Source organism: Kitasatospora sp. NPDC051164 (assembly GCF_044455625.1).
Classification (GTDB): Bacteria; Actinomycetota; Actinomycetes; order Streptomycetales; family Streptomycetaceae; genus Kitasatospora.
On record NZ_JBITFB010000009.1, the window covers coordinates 1 to 17,025 of the forward strand.

Sequence of the window (17,025 nt, forward strand, 5' to 3'; positions counted from 1 at the left end):
CGATGCGGTCGCCCTCGACGGCCAGCCGGTTGCCCTCGACGACGCCGCCGGGCAGGACCAGGCGGGCGCCGGCCAGGGCAGTACGGTCACGGTCCGCGGTGGTCACGCGGTCACCTCCATGGAGAGCAGCAGATCCCAGGCGAGCAGGCCCGCGCCCAGGGACGCTGCGGTGTCTTTGAGCATGGCGGGTACGACCTTCGGGGGCATCTGGAAGGTCAGGCGCTCGGTGACCGCCGTGCGCAGCGGACCGAAGAGGGTGTCGCCGGCCTCGGCCAGCCCGCCGCCGACGATCACCGTGGACGGGTCGAGCAGGCTCTGGGCGAGGACGATGCCGTCCGCCAGGGCGTCGACGGCCCGCTGCCAGACTGCGCGGGCGCGGTCGTCCCCGGCGTCCACCGCGGCGGCGCAGGATGCCGCGTCGGCGTCGGGGTCGCCGCTGGCCTCGGCCCAGGCGCGGGAGACGGCGGAGGCGGAGGCCAGCGTCTCCAGGCAGCCGCGGGCGCCGCAGCCGCACTGCGGTCCGCCCGGGCGGACCACGACGTGGCCGATCTCGCCGCCGTAGCCGTGTGCGCCCGCCTCGATACGGCCGCCGATGCCGATGGCGCCGGCGATGCCGGTGCCGAGGGCGATGAACAGGAAGCGGTCGACGCCCCGGCCGGCGCCGATCCGGCCCTCGGCCAGGCCGCCCGAACGCACGTCATGGCCGAGGGCCACCGGCATCGCGGTGCCGTCGGGGCCGGCCAGGCGCTCGCCGAGGAGTCCCCGCAGGGGCAGGTCCCGCCAGCCGAGGTTGGCGGAGAAGACCGCGATCCCGTTCTTCTCGTCGATCGTGCCCGGGACGGCCACGCCGGCCGCGAGCGGGGCGACGCCGAAGCGGCTGCGCCCCTCGGCCGCCAGGTCGGTGGCGAAGTCGAGGATGGCGGCGACGACGGCGTCCGTGCCGTGCTCCCGCCCGGTCGGTCGGCGTGCCTCGAACAGCACGGAGCCGTCCTGGGCGAGCAGCGCGGCCTTCATGCCGGTGCCGCCTACATCGAGTGCGATGACGTGCTTCACGGAGGACAGTTTCCCTTGGTGGGCAGAAGAGGTCTAGTCCAGTTGTCGGATTGGTCTGGTCCATACTGGGTGAGCTTTGTCGCAGCCGTGGGGGTCTGCGGGGCTTTGGGCGGGGCGTACGAGGGGTGTCCGGACGGTTGTCCGGGGGTGAATCGGGCGCTGGTGTTGCGCATCGTGCAACGACTCCGGGCACTTCGGTAACTACTGGTGCGGGGCGGCCCAGTGGTGTGGACCAGTGGTCGGCGGGTTTGGCAGTGTGGCGCCTCCCCCCTGCCGGATTCCCTCGTTCCGGCGGCAGTTCTTCCCCCTAAGGCGGTACCCGCGTTGAACAGGCGCGTCCACGTTCCCCCCCGTGTGCTCGGCAGTGTGCTGGCCGGAGCCCTGGCACTCACCGCAGTCGGCGCGTGCAGCGGGCAGGACCAGGGGACCGTCACCCTCAAGCTGGTCGCCGCGGACTACGGGGAGAGCCAGGAGACCAACTCCAAGCACTACTGGGACGGGGTCGCCAAGGCCTTCGAGGCCGCCAACCCCGGGATCAAGGTCAGTGTCGAGGTCGACAGCTGGACCGAGATCGGCAAGAAGGTCGAGGACATGATCGCGGCCGGGAAGTCGCCGGACCTGCTGCAGACCGGCGGCTTCGCCGACCAGGTCGCGGCGGGCCGGCTGTACCCGGCGTCCGACGTGCTCTCGATGGACACCCAGGTCGACCTCCTGGACACCTTCGCGCACGCCGGGCAGGTGCTCGGAATCCAGTACGGGATCCCGTTCGTGTCCTCGTCGCGGGTGCTCTTCTACAACAAGGCGATGTTCCGGCAGGCGGGGATCGCGCAGCCGCCCGCCACCTGGAGCGAGCTGAAGCAGGACGCGGAGAAGATCAAGGCCAAGGTGCCGGGGGTGACCCCGTACGGGCTTCCGCTGGGGCCGGAGGAGGCGCCGGCGGAGTCCATGCTGTGGACGCTGAGCGGTGGCGGGAGCATCTCCGACGACGTGGGCAACTACACCATCGACAGCGCCCAGAACCAGGCGACGTTCGGCTGGCTGAAGAGCAACCTGGTGAGCACCGGGCTGACGTACCCGGACCCGGGGAAGATGAACCGCACCCCGGTGTTCCAGGACTTCGCGGCCGGGAAGGTCGCGATGCTGAACGGGCATCCGACGCTGCTGCGGATGGCGACCACCGGGAACATCGAGTTCGGGACGGCGCCGATCCCGAAGAAGGACGGCGTGGGGCGGACCGGGAGCCTCGGGGTCGCGGACTGGATGATGGCGTTCAAGGCGAACGGGCACAAGAACGAGATCAAGAAGTTCCTGTCGTTCGTCTACACCAAGGACAACCAGCTGAAGTTCGACGAGCAGTACAACCTGCTGCCGGTCACCCAGGACGCCTTCGACCAGATGTCGACGGACCCGAAGCACACGGACCTCAAGCAGTTCGCGGTCGGGCTGACCAACGCGAGCTTCTACCCGTTCGGGGACCCGGCGTGGGGCGAGGTCAGCAACCGGATCAAGGCGGGGATCGGGCAGGCCGCGACGGGGGACCCGAAGGTGGTGCTCGGGGGGCTGCAGGACGCGGCGGTGCAGGAGGCGGCGCGGGTCCGCAAGTAGACCGTACGGAGGGCCCGGCCGGTGAGGCCCGGCCCCGGGGGTTCCCGGGCCGGGCCTCGACGTGTCTTCATGCAGAAGAGCCGCTCAGGGGAGCGTGATCGCGTAGGCCTTGCGGAGGGTCTCGTGGACCGTCCACGTGGTGCGGTCGCCCTCCCGCAGGACCGCGCAGTCGCCGGGGCCGACCTCCAGGGTCGGGCCGCCCTCGATCTCGATGGTGGCCCGGCCGCTGAGCACCACGAACATCTCGTCGGCCTCGACGTCGGTGACCACGCCGGGGGTGATCTGCCAGATGCCGCGCAGCTGACGGCCGTCGGCGGACTCGGCGAGGACCCTGCCGGTGACCTCGGGAGCGCCGGAGACGATCTGGGACGGGTCGAGCGGGTCGGGTTCGAGGTCGGCGGCGGGGATGTGCAGGGCGAAGCTGGGCGTGGTCATGGGGCGACGTTAGCGGCGGCGGGGGAGCGGTGGGGCGAGCAGTGTGTGTCGGGGTCGCGCGGGAGAATGACACTCCGTAGTGGCGGGCTCAGGCGTGTGGAGGTGGGTGCGGTGGGCGAGCTGAGTGCGCGGGACCGGGCGGTGCTGGCGCTGGAGGGGCGGCAGTGGCGGACGGCGGGCGCCAAGGAGCGGGCGATCCGCGAGGAGCTGGGCCTCTCCTCCACGCGGTACTACCAACTGCTGAACGCGCTGCTGGACCGGGAGGAGGCGCTGGCGCACGCGCCGGTGCTGGTGAACCGGCTGCGGCGGGTGCGGGCCGCCCGGAGGGAGGCGCGCTGAGCCGGGCGTTCCGCGCCGGGGCCGGGGGTATGTGCCCCGGTATGGGATTCGGTTTGGGATTCGAAGAGACGTGGGCGCCGGGCACCGAGGCCGGACGGGAGGGCGTGCGGGCGATCCTGCGGGCGCCCCGGGAGGCGGTGATCGGGCTGGACTTCGACGGGACGCTGGCGCCGATCGTCGCGGACCCGAGCCGGGCCAGGGCGCACCCGGGCGTGGCGGGGGCGCTGCGGGTGCTGGCGTCGTCGGTGCGGTCCGTGGTGGTGGTGACGGGGCGGCCGGCGCTGTTGGCGGTGGAGTACGGCGGGCTGGCCGGGGTGCCGGGGGTCGTGGTGCTGGGGCACTACGGGGCCGAGCGGTGGGAGGACGGCGAGGTGACGGCGCCGGAGGTGCACCCGGGGGTGGCGGGGGTGCGGGAGGTGTTGCCGGGCGTGCTGGCGCGGGCCGGGGCGCCGGCGGGGACGGGCGTGGAGGACAAAGGGCGCTCGGTGGCGGTGCACACGCGGCGGACGGCGGCGCCCGAGGAGGCGCTGGAGCTGCTGCGTGCGCCGGTGGGGGAGCTGGCGGCCGAGTACGGACTGGTGGTGGAGCCCGGGCGGCTGGTGCTGGAGCTGCGGCCGCCGGGGGTGGACAAGGGGGCGGCGCTGACCGGGTTCCTGCGGGAGCGGGGGGCCCGTTCGGTGCTGTACGCGGGGGACGACCTGGGGGACGTGGCGGCCTTCGCGGCGGTGGAGAAGCTGCGGGGCGAGGGCGTGGCCGGGCTGCTGGTGTGCAGCGGGGCGGTGGGGGACGCGCCGGTGCGCGAACTCGCCGACCGGGCGGACCTGGTGGTCCCGGGCCCGGCCGGCGTGGTGGCGCTGCTGGAATCGCTGGGGGAGGCGCTTACAGCGCGTTGAGCTGGTCGAGGAACCACTGCTGCGGGGGGAGTGCGGTGGCCGCCGCCGCGAGGCGCTTGGTGCGGTCGGCGCGCTCCTCCTCGGGCATGGTGAGGGCGGCGTGCAGGGCGTCGGCGGTGGCGATGACGTCGTACGGGTTGACCGTCAGGGCGTCGTCGGCGAGCTCCGCGTGGGCGCCCGCCTCCCGGGAGAGGACCAGGGCACAGCCGTGGTCGGAGACCACCGGGACTTCCTTGGCCACCAGGTTCATGCCGTCCCGGATGGGGTTGACCAGGGCCACGTCGGCCAGGCGGTAGGCGGCGAGGGAGCGCGGGAAGTCGTCGTTGACGTGCAGGATCAGCGGCTGCCAGGCGGGGGTGGCGAACTCGTCGTTGATCTCTTCCGCGAGGTCCTGGACGGCGGCCGTGTAGTTCCGGTACTCGGCCAGGTCGGTCCGGGACGGGTAGGCGAACGCGATGTGGACCACCCGGTCGTGCCACTCGGGGCGGGTGCGGAGCAGGTGCCGGTAGGCCTGGAGGCCGCGGACGATGTTCTTGCTCAGCTCGGTGCGGTCGACCCGGACGATGGTGCGGCGGTCGCCGACGGCTTCGCGCAGGGCGGCGAGGCGTTCGTCGACGTCGGGGCGGTGCGAGCGTTCGCGCAGGAAGTCGGCGTCGGCGCCGAGGGCGTGCACGCCGAGGCGGGTGGTGCGGCCGTCGAGGGTGACGGTGAGTGCCTCGTGGTCGACGGTGGCATCGAGGAGGTCCGCGCAGCAGGCGGCGAAGGCGCGGGCCCAGCGCTCGGTGAGGAAGCCGGCCCGGTCGGCGCCCAGGATGCCGGTGAGGACGGCGCGGGCGACGTCGTCGGGGAGCAGCCGGTAGTACTCGGGCGGGGCCCAGGGGGTGTGCGAGAAGTGGCCGATCCGCAGGTCGGGGCGGGCTGCGCGGAGCAGGGCCGGGGTGAGGGAGAGGTGGTAGTCCTGGACCAGGACCGCGGCGTTCGGGGCGGCTTCGGCCGCCAGGGCCTCGGCGAAGGCGGCGTTGTAGGCCCGGTAGGCGGCCCATTCGGTGCGGAAGGCGGCGTCGAAGGAGGGCGCGGTGGGGGTCGCGTAGAGCAGGTGGTGGACGAACCAGAGGGTGGAGTTGGCGACGCCGTTGTAGGCGCGGGCGAAGGTCTCGGGGTCGATGGCCAGCATCCGGACGGCCTGCCCGCCGACGTCGTGGCCGGCCAGGTCGAGGCGGCCGCGGGGGGCTTGCTCGGCGGCTCTGCGGTCCGCCTCCCCCAGGGCGGCGCAGACCCAGACCGCGTTCGGGTCGTCGATCGCGGAGAGGCCGGAGACCAGGCCCCCGCCGCCGCGCCGCAGGGTCAGCGTGCCGTCGTCGGCGGTGCTGAACGACACCGGTCCCCGGTTGGATGCCACCAGGACGGGGGCGGTGCCGGTCGCACTCGAACGTTCGGTCGTGAGATCGCCCATGGTTGGCATGTTGCCGTGGGTCAGGCGCGGCAAACCCGGGTCCCGTCCTCAGTTCCCCCGGGGCCGCCCTCGGTCAGTGGCGGATCGCGTATTCGGGGACGGTGTGCATCGGGGGGCGCTCCAGGGCGGTCACCGGGTGGGTGTGGGCAGTGAAGGCGCGGGTCTGCGGGTCGCGGGTGAACTGGGTGAGCTGCGGGAGGAGGAGGTCGGCGGAGGCCTTGAGCCGGTGGGCGCGGTCGAGGCGTTCGAGGGCGGTGCGGTAGATGGTGGCGGCCATCCGGCCGAGGGCCTGGCCGTCCTGGTGGCGGTGGTGCCGGACGCCGACGTCCACCTGGGCCAGGGCGTCCAGGCCTACCAGCTCCAACGCGTCGACCAGCAGGCCGAGTTCGACGCCGTAACCGGTGGGGAAGGGCAGTCGTTCGAGCAGGGAGCGGCGGGCCGCGTACTCGCCGCCGAGGGGCTGGACGAAACCGGCGAGTTCCGGCCAGTGGAGGTTGAGCAGGGGGCGGGCGACGAGTTCGGTGACGCGGCCGCCGCCGGCCGGGACGACGGCACCGGATTCCGTCTCGAGAGGACGGTCGTACATGGCCTTGACCAGCTGGATGGACTCGTCGGTCAGCAGGGGGCCGACGATGCCGGAGACGAAGGCCGGGTCGAACTCGCGCAGGTCGGCGTCCACGAAGCAGACGATGTCGCCGCGGGTGACCAGCAGCGAGCGCCAGAGCACCTCGCCCTTGCCGGCGGCGGCGGGCAGCCGGGGCAGGATGGCGTCGCGGTGCTCGACCCGGGCGCCGGCCTCGGCGGCGACGGCGGCGGTGGCGTCGGAGGAGCCGGAGTCGACCACGACGAGTTCGTCGACGAGCGGGAGGCGTTCCATCAGCTCGCGGCGGACGGTGCGGACGATGTCGCCGACGGTGGCCTCCTCGTCCAGGGCGGGGAGGACGACGCTGACCGTGCGCCCGGTGCGTTCCTTGGCCGCGAGGAGGGTGCGCACCGGCCGGTCGGCCGCGCTCCAGGAGCGGCGGCGCAGCCAGGACGCCGCCTGCGGAAGCAGCTCGGGAGTCGGTTCGGCGGGCACGGAAGTCTCCTCGGCGGGTGGGGTGGGACGGCTCATCTCGCGTGGCGGACGGTCCCGTTCAGGATTGACGCCTTCGGATACAGTCTTCGTACAGCGGCCGGACCTTCGCACGCCGGGGTCGCCGCTGAGTACCACCACAATTTCACAAGCTCATCCAGAGGGACTGAGGGAACGGCCCGTTGACGTCCCGGCAACCTTCTCGCGCGGCTGTTCTCGACAGGCCCCGGCGGGACAGGTGCCAATTCCGGCCTGTGGCGCGTCCGCGCCGCGGGGAAGATGAGGAGAGAGGCCTCGCCATCATGGCTATCGACACTGTCGCACCTGTTTCCGTGGACCTCGGCCCCGCCGTCGCGCTGTCCTGTCGGGAGTGCGGCACCCGATTCCCGCTCGGTCCCGACTTCGCGTGCCTGGAGTGCTTCGGCCCGCTGGAGATCGCCTACGAATTCGGCAGCGAGGGCGCCGAGGAGCTGCGCAAGCGGATCGAGGCCGGTCCGGCGTCCGTCTGGCGCTACGCGCCGCTGCTGCCGGTGCCGGCCGACGTGGCTTCCAAGCCCAACCTGAACCCGGGCTGGACCCCGCTGGTGAAGGCGGACAACCTGGGCCGGGAGCTCGGCTTCACCGCCCAGCTGCACATCAAGGACGACTCCGGGAACCCGACGCACTCCTTCAAGGACCGCGTGGTGGCCTGCGCCATCGAGGCCGCGCGGGCGTTCGGCTACACGACGCTGTCCTGCTCTTCCACCGGCAACCTGGCCGGCGCGGTGGGCGCGGCGGCCGCCCGGGCCGGGTTCCGGTCCTGCGTGTTCATCCCGCACGACCTGGAGCAGGGCAAGGTCGTCATGGCCGGGGTGTACGGCGGCGAGCTGGTCGGCATCGAGGGCAACTACGACGACGTGAACCGCTTCTGCTCGGAGCTGATCGGCGACCCGGCCGGCGAGGGCTGGGGCTTCGTCAACGTCAACCTGCGGCCGTACTACGGCGAGGGCTCCAAGACGCTGGCGTTCGAGATCTGCGAGCAGCTCGGCTGGCGGCTGCCGGAGCAGATCGTGATCCCGATCGCCTCGGGCTCGCAGCTGACGAAGATCGACAAGGGGCTGCAGGAGCTGATCAAGCTCGGCCTGGTCGAGGACCGGCCGTACCGGATCTTCGGCGCCCAGGCGGAGGGCTGCTCGCCGGTGTCGGCCGCCTTCAAGGCCGGCCGGGACGTGATCAAGCCGGTCAAGCCGGACACCATCGCCAAGTCGCTGGCGATCGGCAACCCGGCCGACGGCCCGTACGTGCTGGACATCGCCCGCCGGACGGGCGGCGCGGTGGAGGACGTCACGGATGCCGAGGTCGTGGCGGCGATCCGGCTGCTGGCGCGGACCGAGGGAATCTTCGCCGAGACCGCGGGCGGGGTGACCGTCGGCGTGCTGAAGAAGCTGGTCGAGACCGGACAGCTGGATCCGGCCAAGGAGACCGTCGCGATCAACACCGGCGACGGCCTGAAGACCCTGGACGCCGTCTCCGACGCCGGGATGACCGCCGTCATCCGCCCGACGCTGGACTCCTTCCGCGCCGCCGGCCTCGTGTCCGCCTGAACCACCTCCGCCCCGTGAGGCCCCACCCGCAAGGAGAGCCATGAGCGCCAACGTCCGCATCCCCACCATCCTGCGCACCTACACCGGCGGCGCCGCCGAGGTGACCGCCGAGGGCGTCACCCTGGCCGAGGTCATCGCCGACCTGGAGCAGAACCACGCGGGCATCTCCGCCCGCATCCTGGACGACGCCGGCAAGCTGCGCCGTTTCGTCAACGTCTACGTGAACGACGACGACGTGCGCTTCGCCGAGGGCCTGGCGACCGAGATCAAGGACGGCGCCAGCGTCTCGATCATCCCGGCGGTGGCCGGCGGCTGCTGAGCCGTGACGCCGGCTATTCGGCCGCCCGCCCGTACGGAATTCCGCTTTCCGTATGCGCGGGCGGCCGGTTGCATTCCGGCTGGAATATTTCCGAGTCGAGTCGGAGTAGAGTGTCGCTCGGCTGGGAACAGGGGTTCCCTTGCGGCCACCCGCGGTGTTCCGCCGGGGCGGCGTCCGGCCGGTGAGACCGGCTCGTGAAACATGTCAGGCGGATGTCAGAATTGCCGCGGGCATTTGGGTAATTCGTCCGCTATGTCCGGCGTTAAATGCCGAGATTTTCCCGATTCAGCCCGTGCTGTCCCTTGACGCTTCAGCGGAATTACCGGCGGCTGACCCTGTTGCAGAGGGCGTCGGTCCGGATACATTCAGCGGCGGTCGACGCAATCACCCGCTCACCGGAGGCCGTTGGGCGTCCCGTGCGGAGGGTTGCGGCGTGCACGGCTGCGCCCAGGGGGGGTTCCCCGGGCCGGCCTTCAAACCAATCCGGGCCCGCGACCTGCGGGCACGTGAAGGGCCAGCACAGCACTAGGGGAGTTCGGAATGGCTCAGGGCACCGTCAAGTGGTTCAACGCGGAGAAGGGCTACGGCTTCATCGCGGTCGACGGTGGTGCGGACGTCTTCGTCCACTACAGCGCGATCCAGATGGACGGCTACCGCACCCTCGAGGAGGGCCAGCGGGTCGAGTTCGAGATCTCTCAGGGACAGAAGGGCCCGCAGGCGGACATGGTCCGCGCCGCGGTCTGACCCCTTCCGACCCCAGGAGCTCGGCGCGGCCCTACGGCTGGTGACCACTCGCTTCTCGACGGGCCCGTGCGACACGCGTCGTGCGGGCCCGGCGGCGTCCCCGGGCGCCCCCGGCGACGGCTCGCGGGTTGCCGATTGGGCTTGCACTCGACCACCGTGAGTGCTAATCATTGGCGTTAGCACTCACAGCGTGAGAGTGACAGCGGACCGGGTCGGTGAGGCCCCCGGGAGCGGTAGGGGAAAAGACCCCCGCACACCAGGGCCGTCCGTCGCGGGCACCCCTTGGTCCGAGCAGTCGACCGTGTCCCGGAGGACCACTTCTGATGGCCAAGATCATCGCCTTTGATGAGGAAGCTCGCCGCGGCCTTGAGCGTGGCATGAACCAGCTCGCCGACGCCGTGAAGGTCACGCTCGGCCCCAAGGGCCGCAACGTCGTGCTGGAGAAGAAGTGGGGCGCCCCCACGATCACCAACGACGGTGTCTCCATCGCCAAGGAGATCGAGCTCGAGGACCCGTACGAGAAGATCGGTGCGGAGCTCGTCAAGGAGGTCGCCAAGAAGACGGACGACGTCGCGGGTGACGGCACCACCACCGCCACCGTGCTCGCCCAGGCGCTCGTCCGCGAGGGTCTGCGCAACGTCGCCGCCGGCGCCAACCCGATGGCCCTGAAGCGCGGTATCGAGAAGGCCGTCGCCGCCGTCTCCGACCAGCTGCTGGCCCAGGCCAAGGACGTGGAGACCAAGGAGCAGATCGCCTCCACCGCCTCCATCTCGGCCGCCGACACCCAGATCGGCGAGCTCATCGCCGAGGCCATGGACAAGGTCGGCAAGGAAGGCGTCATCACCGTCGAGGAGAGCAACACCTTCGGTCTGGAGCTCGAGCTCACCGAGGGCATGCGCTTCGACAAGGGCTACATCTCCGCCTACTTCGCCACCGACCTGGAGCGCATGGAGGCGACGTTCGAGGACCCGTACATCCTCATCGCCAACTCCAAGATCGGCTCGGTCAAGGACCTGCTCCCGCTGCTGGAGAAGGTCATGCAGAGCGGCAAGCCGCTCGTCATCATCGCCGAGGACGTCGAGGGCGAGGCCCTGTCGACCCTGGTCGTGAACAAGATCCGCGGCACCTTCAAGTCCGTCGCCGTCAAGGCCCCGGGCTTCGGCGACCGCCGCAAGGCCATGCTCGGCGACATCGCCATCCTCACCGGTGGCACCGTGATCTCCGAGGAGGTCGGCCTCAAGCTGGAGAACGCCGGCATCGACCTGCTGGGCACCGCCCGCAAGGTGGTCATCACCAAGGACGAGACCACCATCGTCGACGGTGGCGGCGACAGCGAGCAGGTCGCGGGCCGCGTGAACCAGATCCGCGCCGAGATCGAGAACAGCGACTCGGACTACGACCGCGAGAAGCTCCAGGAGCGCCTCGCCAAGCTGGCCGGCGGCGTGGCCGTCATCAAGGCCGGCGCGGCCACCGAGGTGGAGCTCAAGGAGCGCAAGCACCGCATCGAGGACGCCGTCCGCAACGCCAAGGCCGCCGTCGAGGAGGGCATCGTCGCCGGTGGCGGCGTCGCGCTGCTGCAGGCCGGTGTCGCCTTCGACAAGCTGGAGCTGGAGGGCGACGAGGCCACCGGTGCCAACATCGTCAAGGTCGCGCTTGAGGCCCCGATCAAGCAGATCGCGACCAACGCCGGCCTCGAGGGTGGTGTCGTGGTGGAGAAGGTGCGCAACCTCCCCGCCGGCCACGGCCTGAACGCCGCCACCAACACCTACGTCGACCTGATCGCCGAGGGCATCATCGACCCGGCCAAGGTCACCCGTTCCGCGCTGCAGAACGCCGCCTCCATCGCGGCGCTGTTCCTCACCACCGAGGCCGTCATCGCCGACAAGCCGGAGAAGGCCGCCGCGGCCGCCGGCGGCGGCATGCCGGGCGGTGACATGGACTTCTGATCCTGATCGCTTTCGATCGGATCGGTTGATTCCTCGTCCGCGTGGGCGGTTCCCTTCGGGGGGCCGCCCACGCGGCGTTTCGGCGTTCCCACGTTTCCACGGAGAATGGACGGATGGCTTCCGACGACATCGAGACCGCCCTGCACAACGCCCGGGCCCTGATCCTGGCCGACCTCACTGCACGGGACGTGGCGGACGCCGCCGTCGTCTCGCTGGTGGAGCAGGCCGTCACCCACCGCCGCTGGTGGCTGGATCAATGGCCGGACGGCACCGATTACGTGCTCGGGCTGGTCGCCCAGGACGTCCAGGACGCGCTGCTGGAGGCGTACGGCCGGTGGCCGCTGTGCGACGCCTGCGCGGCCGACGGCGACCCGCACGCGCTGAGCGTGGAGCCCGAGCTGGGGCCCGAGCCGCACTGGGTGTGCGGCAAGCAGGGCGCGGTGGTGGCGCCGGTGGGGGAGCTGGCCTAGCCCTCCAGCTGCCGGAGTTCTGCGGTGAGGTTGCTGCGGGCGGCGGTGCCGAGGCGCCCGCGGGCGGCGGGGGTGCGGTAGAGGGCCGGGAGCGCCAGGAGCCGGCGCAGGACGGCGGCCCGGCCGGTGCGGAAGTCCGGCTCGGGGACGAAGGCGTACTCCTCCCGGACGGCGGCCGCGTAGGCGGCGTAGGCCTCGGGGGTGCCGCCGAGGACGGCGAGGTCCGCGTCGCAGAGCACCTCGCCGTCGCGGTCGCCGGGGGCCGGGTCGTGGCCGATGGTGAGCAGGACCAGTCGTTCGACCTCGGTGACACGCGCGGCGGGCAGGCCGGCGGCGGTCAGCGCGCGGACGGCGAGGGCGGCGCTGCGCTCCTCGTTCTCGGTGCGGTCGGGCCGGTAGACGGCGTCGTGGAACCAGGCGGCGAGCCGCACTGCGTCGGGGTCGGCGGCGTGCCCGGCGAGCTCGTCGACGTGGCGCAGGACCGCGCGCAGGTGTTCGGTGGTGTGGTAGCGGCGGCGCGGGTCCGACCAGCGGCGCAGCAGTTCCCGGCCGTACGGTTCGGGGTCGTCGGTGGTGCCGCAGCGGTGCAGCAGGGCGGTCCAGGCGGTGAGCAGGTCCTCGGTCGGCATGGGGCACATTGTGTCGGGCCGTTCCGGTGGACGGGATGTGCCGGTTGACGATATATGTAGACGTATGACAGAACGCTCCATGCAGGAGCCGACGCTGCTTCTGCTCACCGCGCTGGCCGACGCCCCGAGGCACGGCTACGCGCTCATCCAGGAGATCGCCGCGATCTCGGACGGCCGGGTCAAGATGCGCACCGGCACTCTCTACGGCGCACTCGACCGGCTGCTGGGCCAGGGCCTCATCGAGGTCGCCGCCGAGGAAGTGGTGGACGGCCGCGCCCGGCGCAGCTACGCGCTGACCGACGCCGGCCGGGGTGCCCTCGCCGCCGAGGCCGGGCGCCTGCGAGCGGTCGCCACCGAGGCTGAACGCCGACTGACGAAGATCCGGTCGATGCTGCCGGGGAAGGCCGGGTCGCAGGGGCGGCCCGCCGCGGGGGGAGGACTCTCATGACCATGCCGGTGATCGGTCCCGCGCCCTCGGCGGCGCTGCGGGCCGCGCTGCAGCTCTACCCGGCGCAGTACCGCCGTGACCGCGGTGAGGAACTGGCCGAGGTGTTCGCCGACACGGCGGCCGCGGGCGGTCGCACGGCGGTCGCCCGGGAGGTACTCGGCCTGGCGGCGTACGGGCTGCGGGTACGGCTCGGGCTGACCGGCGGTTCGGCGGCCGGCCGGTTGCTCGCGCTGGTGGCGCCGATGATCGCCGGTGCGGTGGTCGGGGCCACCATGGTGCCCTGGTTGGCCACCCTGGAACGGACCACCAGTTGGCTGGCCTGGGACGACTCGTTCGGCAACCACGTCCGGGCCTTCGGCCCGCCGGTGGCCGCGCTGCTGCTCGGGGTGGCGGCCCTGCTGGGGCGCTGGACGGCCGTTCGGGTCACCGCGCTGCTCCTGGGCGCCGTCGGGCTGTACGACCTGGGCGGCGCCGCCTGGCGGACGTCCGGTCTCGACGCCTGGTGGGTCGGCTATGTCGGGATGGCCTCGCTGCCGTTCGTGGTGGCCGCGCTGCTGCTGGTCGCCGCGCCGACCGACCTGCTGCCCCGGCCGAACCTGCGGACCGCCGCTCTGGTGCTGGCCTCGATGGCCGCAGGCGGGCTGCTGGAGGCGGTTCAGAACTGGGATGACACGACCTTCCCGCTGGACCGTCAGTGGTTCGTGGTGATGCTGATCGCCCCCGTGCTGCTGACCTTCGCCGGGTTGCGCGGGCGGATGGGGCCGGCGGCGGTGGGGCTGGCGGTGCTGGTGCTGACCGGGCCCGGCAGCCTGTTCAACATCTGGCGGGGGTCCGGCGGGATGTCGCACCTGCTGCCGGTAGCGGTGCCGGTGGTGGCCCTGCTGGTGTTGGTGGCGGTGGCGGAGCACCGTTTCGGCCGGCGGGGAGCCGACGGGATGCTGCCGGGGCGGGTGTGACGGGCGCCCCCGGCCCGGCGTGACCGGAACCGGGGGCGCGGTCTCGTCGGGGGCGGGCGGGTGTGGCAGGGTGTCTGATATGTCTAGACCAATTTTCGAAGTCATCGCGCTGACGCCCCAGGACGCCCAGGCCGCCGAGTCGGGCGGCGCCGACCGGCTCGAACTGGTCACCGACATGGCCGCCGACGGGCTCACCCCCTCCGTCGAGGACTTCGCCCGGATCCGGGCCGCCGTCGGCATCCCGCTGCGCGTCATGCTCCGGATGCGGGACGGCTTCGCCCCCGGCGACCTGGACGAGCTGTGCGCCCGGGCCGCCGCGCTGCGGGCCGAGGGCGCCGAGGAGTTCGTCTTCGGCTTCCTCGACGCCGACGGCGCGGTCGACCCGGACGCCACCGCGACCGTCGCCCAGGCGGTGGCCGGCTGCCGCTGGACCTTCCACCGGGCGATCGACCACAGCGCCGACCGCGCCGCCCTGCGCGCCGCCGTCGGCGCGCTGCCCGGGCTGGACACCTTCCTCACCTCCGGCGCGGCCGCCGGGGTGGACGCCGGCCGCGAGGTGCTCTCGGCCGAGCTGGCCCGCGTCGGCGAACCCGGCTACCGGCAGCGGATCCTGGTCGGCGGCGGCCTGCGGGCCGAGCACCTGAAGGGGCTGCGGGCGGAGGGCTTCGACGCCTTCCACGTCGGCGGCGCGGTGCGGGCCGACGGCTGGCGGACGCCGGTGGACGCGGCCAAGGTCGCCGGGTGGCGGGCGCTGATCGACGCCTGAGTGCCACGCGAGAGGGCCGGCCCGCGGGCCGGCCCTCTCCGCGCTACCGCAGCTGCTCGGGCAGCGGCTCGCCGTGCAGCACGGTCAGGCCGGAGACGGCGCGGGTCAGCGCCACGTACAGCCGCCGCAGGCCGGTCCGCTCGTCCGGCTCGCCGGCGATCACCGCGGCCGGCTCGTCCAGCACCACGTAGTCGTACTCCAGGCCCTTGGCCAGCGAGGCCGGGACGAGGGTCAGCCGGGCCTCGGCGCTGGTCTCGGTGCCGGGGGAGAGGTACGGCAGCCCGGCCGCGGTCAGCGCCTCGGCGAACAGCGGGATCCGGGCGTCGGCGGCGATCAGACCGGTCGAGCCCTCGTGCTCCAGCGCCTCCCGGCAGGCGGCGACCACCGCCTCGACCCCTTCCCCCTCGGCGACCTGGCGGATCGTCAGCGAGCCGGCGGTGTCACGGACCGAGGTGGCCGGGGCCAGGCCAGGGGCGATCGCCGGGAGCAGCCGGGAGGCGTACGCGATGACCTCCTCCGGCACCCGGAAGCCCTTGGTCAGCTCCTCGATGTGCGCGTCCGGCTTGCCCAGGTGGCGCAGCGCGTCCGGCCAGCTCGCCGTCGCCCACGGGGTGGTGCCCTGGGCGAGGTCTCCGAGGACGGTCGCCGAGCCGGTGGTGCAGCGGCGCCCGACCGCGCGGTACTGCATCGGGGAGAGGTCCTGCGCCTCGTCCAGCACCACGTGGCCGAGCGAGGGCGTGCGCTGCACCAGGTCCGTCGTCTCGTCCACCAGGACGGCGTCGGCCGGCGTCCAGCGGGCGGTCTTCACCGAGCGGCCTGGCTTGGGCCACAGCACTGCCTGCTGCTCCTCGGGCGTCAGCACGCCTTCGGCGCACTCGGCCAGGAACTCCGGGTCGGAGAGCAGCCGCAGCACCAGCTTCGCCGGGTCGACGGCCGGCCAGCACTCCTTGGCCACCGCCTTGACGGCGCTGTTGCGGGCCACCGCGTCCTGCACCCGGTCGTCGGGGGCCTCGCCGCCCTGCTCCATCTTCAGCAGCACGGCGTGCGCGATGCGCTGCGGCAGGGCGTCCCTGGCGGCGCCGTAGCGCACCTCGCGGCCCTTCAACTCCTCGATGATCTCGACGAGTTCGTACACCGGGACGCGCCAGCGGCGGGAGCCGCGGACCACCACGCAGGGCTCGGTGGGCAGCCTGATGCCGGCCCGCACCGCCCGGCGCAGCACCTCGGCCATCCGTGCGTCGCCCTTCAGCCGGGCCGACTCCGGGCTGTCCTCGCCCCGGACCTCGACGTGCCCGACCAGCTGCTGCACGGTGGCCTGGGCGACGTCCAGCTCGCCGAGGGCCGGGAGCACCTGCTCGATGTAGGAGAGGAAGGCGTTGTTCGGCCCGATCACCAGGGTGCCGGTACGGGCCAGGCGCTCGCGGTGCGCGTACAGCAGGAACGCGACGCGGTGCAGGCCGACGGCGGTCTTCCCGGTGCCCGGCGCCCCCTGGACGCAGATGGTGCCCGTCACGTCGGAGCGGACGATCTCGTCCTGCTCGGGCTGGATGGTGGCCACGATGTCGCGCATCGGGCCGACGCGGGGCTTCTCGATCTCGGCGGCGAGCAGGGCGGAGGTGCCCTCCGTCTCCGTGGGGTCGGTGAGGTGCTCGTCCTCGTAGGCGGTGAGCTCGCCGCCGGTGTAGCCGAAGCGGCGGCGGCGCTCGACGTCCAGCGGCTCGGTGCGGCTGGCCCGGTAGAACGGCTGGGAGACCGGCGCGCGCCAGTCGATCACCATCGGGTCGCCGTCGGCGTCGTGGACGTGGCGGCGGCCGATGTAGAAGTTCTCCCCTCCCCCGCCCTCGCTCAGTTCCTCGCTGATCGCGTGCAGGTAGTCGAGGCGGCCGAAGAAGAGCGGGGTGTGGGAGAGGTCGGCCAGGGCGGCGATCCGGGCCTCGATCTGGTTGCGGAGGACGGTGGCGGACACCCAGGTGCCGGTCACGTCGCGCAGGTCGAGCGACTCGACGTCCTCGCGCATCGCTCGCAGCGCGGACCGGGACGCGGCCAGGTGCTCGCGTTCGCGCTGGAGGGGGTCGGTGGTGGGGGTGGCGGGCACAGCGAACCTTCCCGGCTGCCCCGGTGGCGGGCGCAGCGGATCGATGGAGCTCACGGTGGGGTACAGCCGGCCGGTTGCCGTGCGGTCGGCGCCTCCCCCGGCTGCCTGCGGGACTTCAGCAGGTACCACGGTTCGGGAGGGGGCAGACGGACGATCTTAGACCCGTCCGTCTCGGGGTTCCAGCCCCGCAGGTCTCAGGGGGTGCCGTACACCCGG

At 72.6% G+C, this 17,025-nt stretch carries 17 protein-coding genes and 1 riboswitch; of the genes, 11 read left to right on the top strand and 6 right to left on the bottom strand.

From position 1 onward, the window contains the following. Window positions 1-102: 102 nt before the first annotated feature. Window positions 103-1,053: an ROK family protein gene (locus tag ACIBEC_RS15095; RefSeq protein WP_360494797.1), complete on the bottom strand. Its 951-nt coding sequence runs from the start codon at window positions 1,051-1,053 to the stop codon at window positions 103-105. A 354-nt stretch (window positions 1,054-1,407) separates the two neighbouring features. On the opposite strand from ACIBEC_RS15095, the gene ACIBEC_RS15100 reads away from it, so the two are divergent. Beyond that, window positions 1,408-2,658 (top strand): extracellular solute-binding protein, encoded by a 1,251-nt coding sequence (locus ACIBEC_RS15100; RefSeq protein WP_360494794.1) that lies wholly within the window; start codon window positions 1,408-1,410, stop codon window positions 2,656-2,658. An 84-nt stretch (window positions 2,659-2,742) separates the two neighbouring features. Here the strand turns inward: ACIBEC_RS15100 and ACIBEC_RS15105 are convergent, their stop codons facing one another. Then, entirely contained in the window at window positions 2,743-3,093 is a 351-nt protein-coding gene (locus ACIBEC_RS15105; RefSeq protein WP_360494791.1) for a cupin domain-containing protein, read from the bottom strand. A 66-nt stretch (window positions 3,094-3,159) separates the two neighbouring features. Here ACIBEC_RS15105 and ACIBEC_RS15110 point away from each other — a divergent pair, with 66 nt between their 5' ends. Together ACIBEC_RS15110 and otsB are read left to right on the top strand one after the other, a co-directional pair. Then, complete coding sequence (locus ACIBEC_RS15110; protein ID WP_360494788.1) at window positions 3,160-3,432, top strand: DUF3263 domain-containing protein; 273 nt, start codon at window positions 3,160-3,162, stop codon at window positions 3,430-3,432. Window positions 3,433-3,473: 41 nt separating this feature from the next. Then, window positions 3,474-4,325 carry a trehalose-phosphatase gene (gene otsB / locus ACIBEC_RS15115; protein WP_396287936.1) on the top strand — a complete coding sequence of 284 codons (852 nt, stop codon included), beginning with the start codon at window positions 3,474-3,476 and terminating at the stop codon, window positions 4,323-4,325. Here otsB and ACIBEC_RS15120 read toward each other — a convergent pair. Together ACIBEC_RS15120 and ACIBEC_RS15125 are read right to left on the bottom strand one after the other, a co-directional pair. Beyond that, window positions 4,312-5,778, bottom strand: coding sequence for a trehalose-6-phosphate synthase (locus ACIBEC_RS15120; RefSeq protein ID WP_360494782.1), 1,467 nt, complete (start codon window positions 5,776-5,778; stop codon window positions 4,312-4,314). The genes otsB and ACIBEC_RS15120 overlap by 14 nt on opposite strands. 73 nt (window positions 5,779-5,851) lie before the next feature. Beyond that, the gene (locus ACIBEC_RS15125) at window positions 5,852-6,832 is read right to left on the bottom strand and encodes a glucosyl-3-phosphoglycerate synthase (protein WP_396287951.1); all 981 of its coding nucleotides are present in this window, start codon (window positions 6,830-6,832) and stop codon (window positions 5,852-5,854) included. 171 nt (window positions 6,833-7,003) lie between these two features. Continuing rightward, window positions 7,004-7,139: riboswitch (SAM riboswitch) on the top strand. Between the two features lie 16 nt (window positions 7,140-7,155). Here ACIBEC_RS15125 and thrC point away from each other — a divergent pair. The 5 genes from thrC to ACIBEC_RS15150 all read left to right on the top strand — a co-directional run bounded on the left by thrC (window position 7,156) and on the right by ACIBEC_RS15150 (window position 11,915). Further along, entirely contained in the window at window positions 7,156-8,436 is a 1,281-nt protein-coding gene (thrC, locus tag ACIBEC_RS15130; protein ID WP_360494776.1) for a threonine synthase, read from the top strand. 40 nt (window positions 8,437-8,476) lie between these two features. Next, window positions 8,477-8,755, top strand: a complete 279-nt coding sequence (locus ACIBEC_RS15135) for a MoaD/ThiS family protein (protein WP_360494773.1) — start codon at window positions 8,477-8,479, stop codon at window positions 8,753-8,755. Between the two features lie 540 nt (window positions 8,756-9,295). After that, entirely contained in the window at window positions 9,296-9,499 is a 204-nt protein-coding gene (locus tag ACIBEC_RS15140) for a cold-shock protein (RefSeq protein WP_030289665.1), read from the top strand. Between the two features lie 323 nt (window positions 9,500-9,822). Beyond that, the gene (gene groL, locus ACIBEC_RS15145; protein ID WP_049652341.1) at window positions 9,823-11,445 is read left to right on the top strand and encodes a chaperonin GroEL; all 1,623 of its coding nucleotides are present in this window, start codon (window positions 9,823-9,825) and stop codon (window positions 11,443-11,445) included. Between the two features lie 113 nt (window positions 11,446-11,558). Next, a complete protein-coding gene (locus ACIBEC_RS15150; protein ID WP_360494770.1) occupies window positions 11,559-11,915 on the top strand; it encodes a hypothetical protein in 357 nt (118 codons plus the stop codon). On the opposite strand, the gene ACIBEC_RS15155 is transcribed toward ACIBEC_RS15150, so the two are convergent. Beyond that, a complete protein-coding gene (locus ACIBEC_RS15155) occupies window positions 11,912-12,544 on the bottom strand; it encodes a hypothetical protein (protein WP_360494767.1) in 633 nt (210 codons plus the stop codon). The genes ACIBEC_RS15150 and ACIBEC_RS15155 overlap by 4 nt on opposite strands. Window positions 12,545-12,608: 64 nt before the next feature. On the opposite strand from ACIBEC_RS15155, the gene ACIBEC_RS15160 reads away from it, so the two are divergent. The 3 genes from ACIBEC_RS15160 (at window position 12,609) to ACIBEC_RS15170 (ending at window position 14,714) form a co-directional block, all read left to right on the top strand. Then, window positions 12,609-12,992, top strand: coding sequence for a PadR family transcriptional regulator (locus ACIBEC_RS15160; protein ID WP_360494765.1), 384 nt, complete (start codon window positions 12,609-12,611; stop codon window positions 12,990-12,992). Next, window positions 12,989-13,948 carry a hypothetical protein gene (locus ACIBEC_RS15165; protein ID WP_360494762.1) on the top strand — a complete coding sequence of 320 codons (960 nt, stop codon included), beginning with the start codon at window positions 12,989-12,991 and terminating at the stop codon, window positions 13,946-13,948. Before ACIBEC_RS15160 ends, ACIBEC_RS15165 begins: the two co-directional genes overlap by 4 nt. A 79-nt stretch (window positions 13,949-14,027) precedes the next feature. After that, entirely contained in the window at window positions 14,028-14,714 is a 687-nt protein-coding gene (locus ACIBEC_RS15170; protein WP_360494759.1) for a copper homeostasis protein CutC, read from the top strand. 43 nt (window positions 14,715-14,757) lie between these two features. Here the strand turns inward: ACIBEC_RS15170 and ACIBEC_RS15175 are convergent, their stop codons facing one another. Then, window positions 14,758-16,809: an AAA family ATPase gene (locus ACIBEC_RS15175; protein WP_360494756.1), complete on the bottom strand. Its 2,052-nt coding sequence runs from the start codon at window positions 16,807-16,809 to the stop codon at window positions 14,758-14,760. Window positions 16,810-17,025 lie beyond the last annotated feature (216 nt).

What these genes read in the sequence shown, in the direction of transcription:
- ACIBEC_RS15155 (WP_360494767.1), bottom strand. Translation starts at nt 12,544, where the DNA reads ATGCCGACCGAGGACCTGCTCACCGCCTGGACCGCCCTGCTGCACCGC.
- ACIBEC_RS15105 (WP_360494791.1), bottom strand. Translation starts at nt 3,093, where the DNA reads ATGACCACGCCCAGCTTCGCCCTGCACATCCCCGCCGCCGACCTCGAA.
- ACIBEC_RS15170 (WP_360494759.1), top strand. Translation starts at nt 14,028, where the DNA reads ATGTCTAGACCAATTTTCGAAGTCATCGCGCTGACGCCCCAGGACGCC.
- ACIBEC_RS15135 (WP_360494773.1), top strand. Translation starts at nt 8,477, where the DNA reads ATGAGCGCCAACGTCCGCATCCCCACCATCCTGCGCACCTACACCGGC.
- thrC (WP_360494776.1), top strand. Translation starts at nt 7,156, where the DNA reads ATGGCTATCGACACTGTCGCACCTGTTTCCGTGGACCTCGGCCCCGCC.
- ACIBEC_RS15110 (WP_360494788.1), top strand. Translation starts at nt 3,160, where the DNA reads ATGACACTCCGTAGTGGCGGGCTCAGGCGTGTGGAGGTGGGTGCGGTG.
- ACIBEC_RS15140 (WP_030289665.1), top strand. Translation starts at nt 9,296, where the DNA reads ATGGCTCAGGGCACCGTCAAGTGGTTCAACGCGGAGAAGGGCTACGGC.
- ACIBEC_RS15160 (WP_360494765.1), top strand. Translation starts at nt 12,609, where the DNA reads ATGACAGAACGCTCCATGCAGGAGCCGACGCTGCTTCTGCTCACCGCG.
- ACIBEC_RS15165 (WP_360494762.1), top strand. Translation starts at nt 12,989, where the DNA reads ATGACCATGCCGGTGATCGGTCCCGCGCCCTCGGCGGCGCTGCGGGCC.
- groL (WP_049652341.1), top strand. Translation starts at nt 9,823, where the DNA reads ATGGCCAAGATCATCGCCTTTGATGAGGAAGCTCGCCGCGGCCTTGAG.
- ACIBEC_RS15150 (WP_360494770.1), top strand. Translation starts at nt 11,559, where the DNA reads ATGGCTTCCGACGACATCGAGACCGCCCTGCACAACGCCCGGGCCCTG.
- ACIBEC_RS15120 (WP_360494782.1), bottom strand. Translation starts at nt 5,778, where the DNA reads ATGGGCGATCTCACGACCGAACGTTCGAGTGCGACCGGCACCGCCCCC.
- otsB (WP_396287936.1), top strand. Translation starts at nt 3,474, where the DNA reads ATGGGATTCGGTTTGGGATTCGAAGAGACGTGGGCGCCGGGCACCGAG.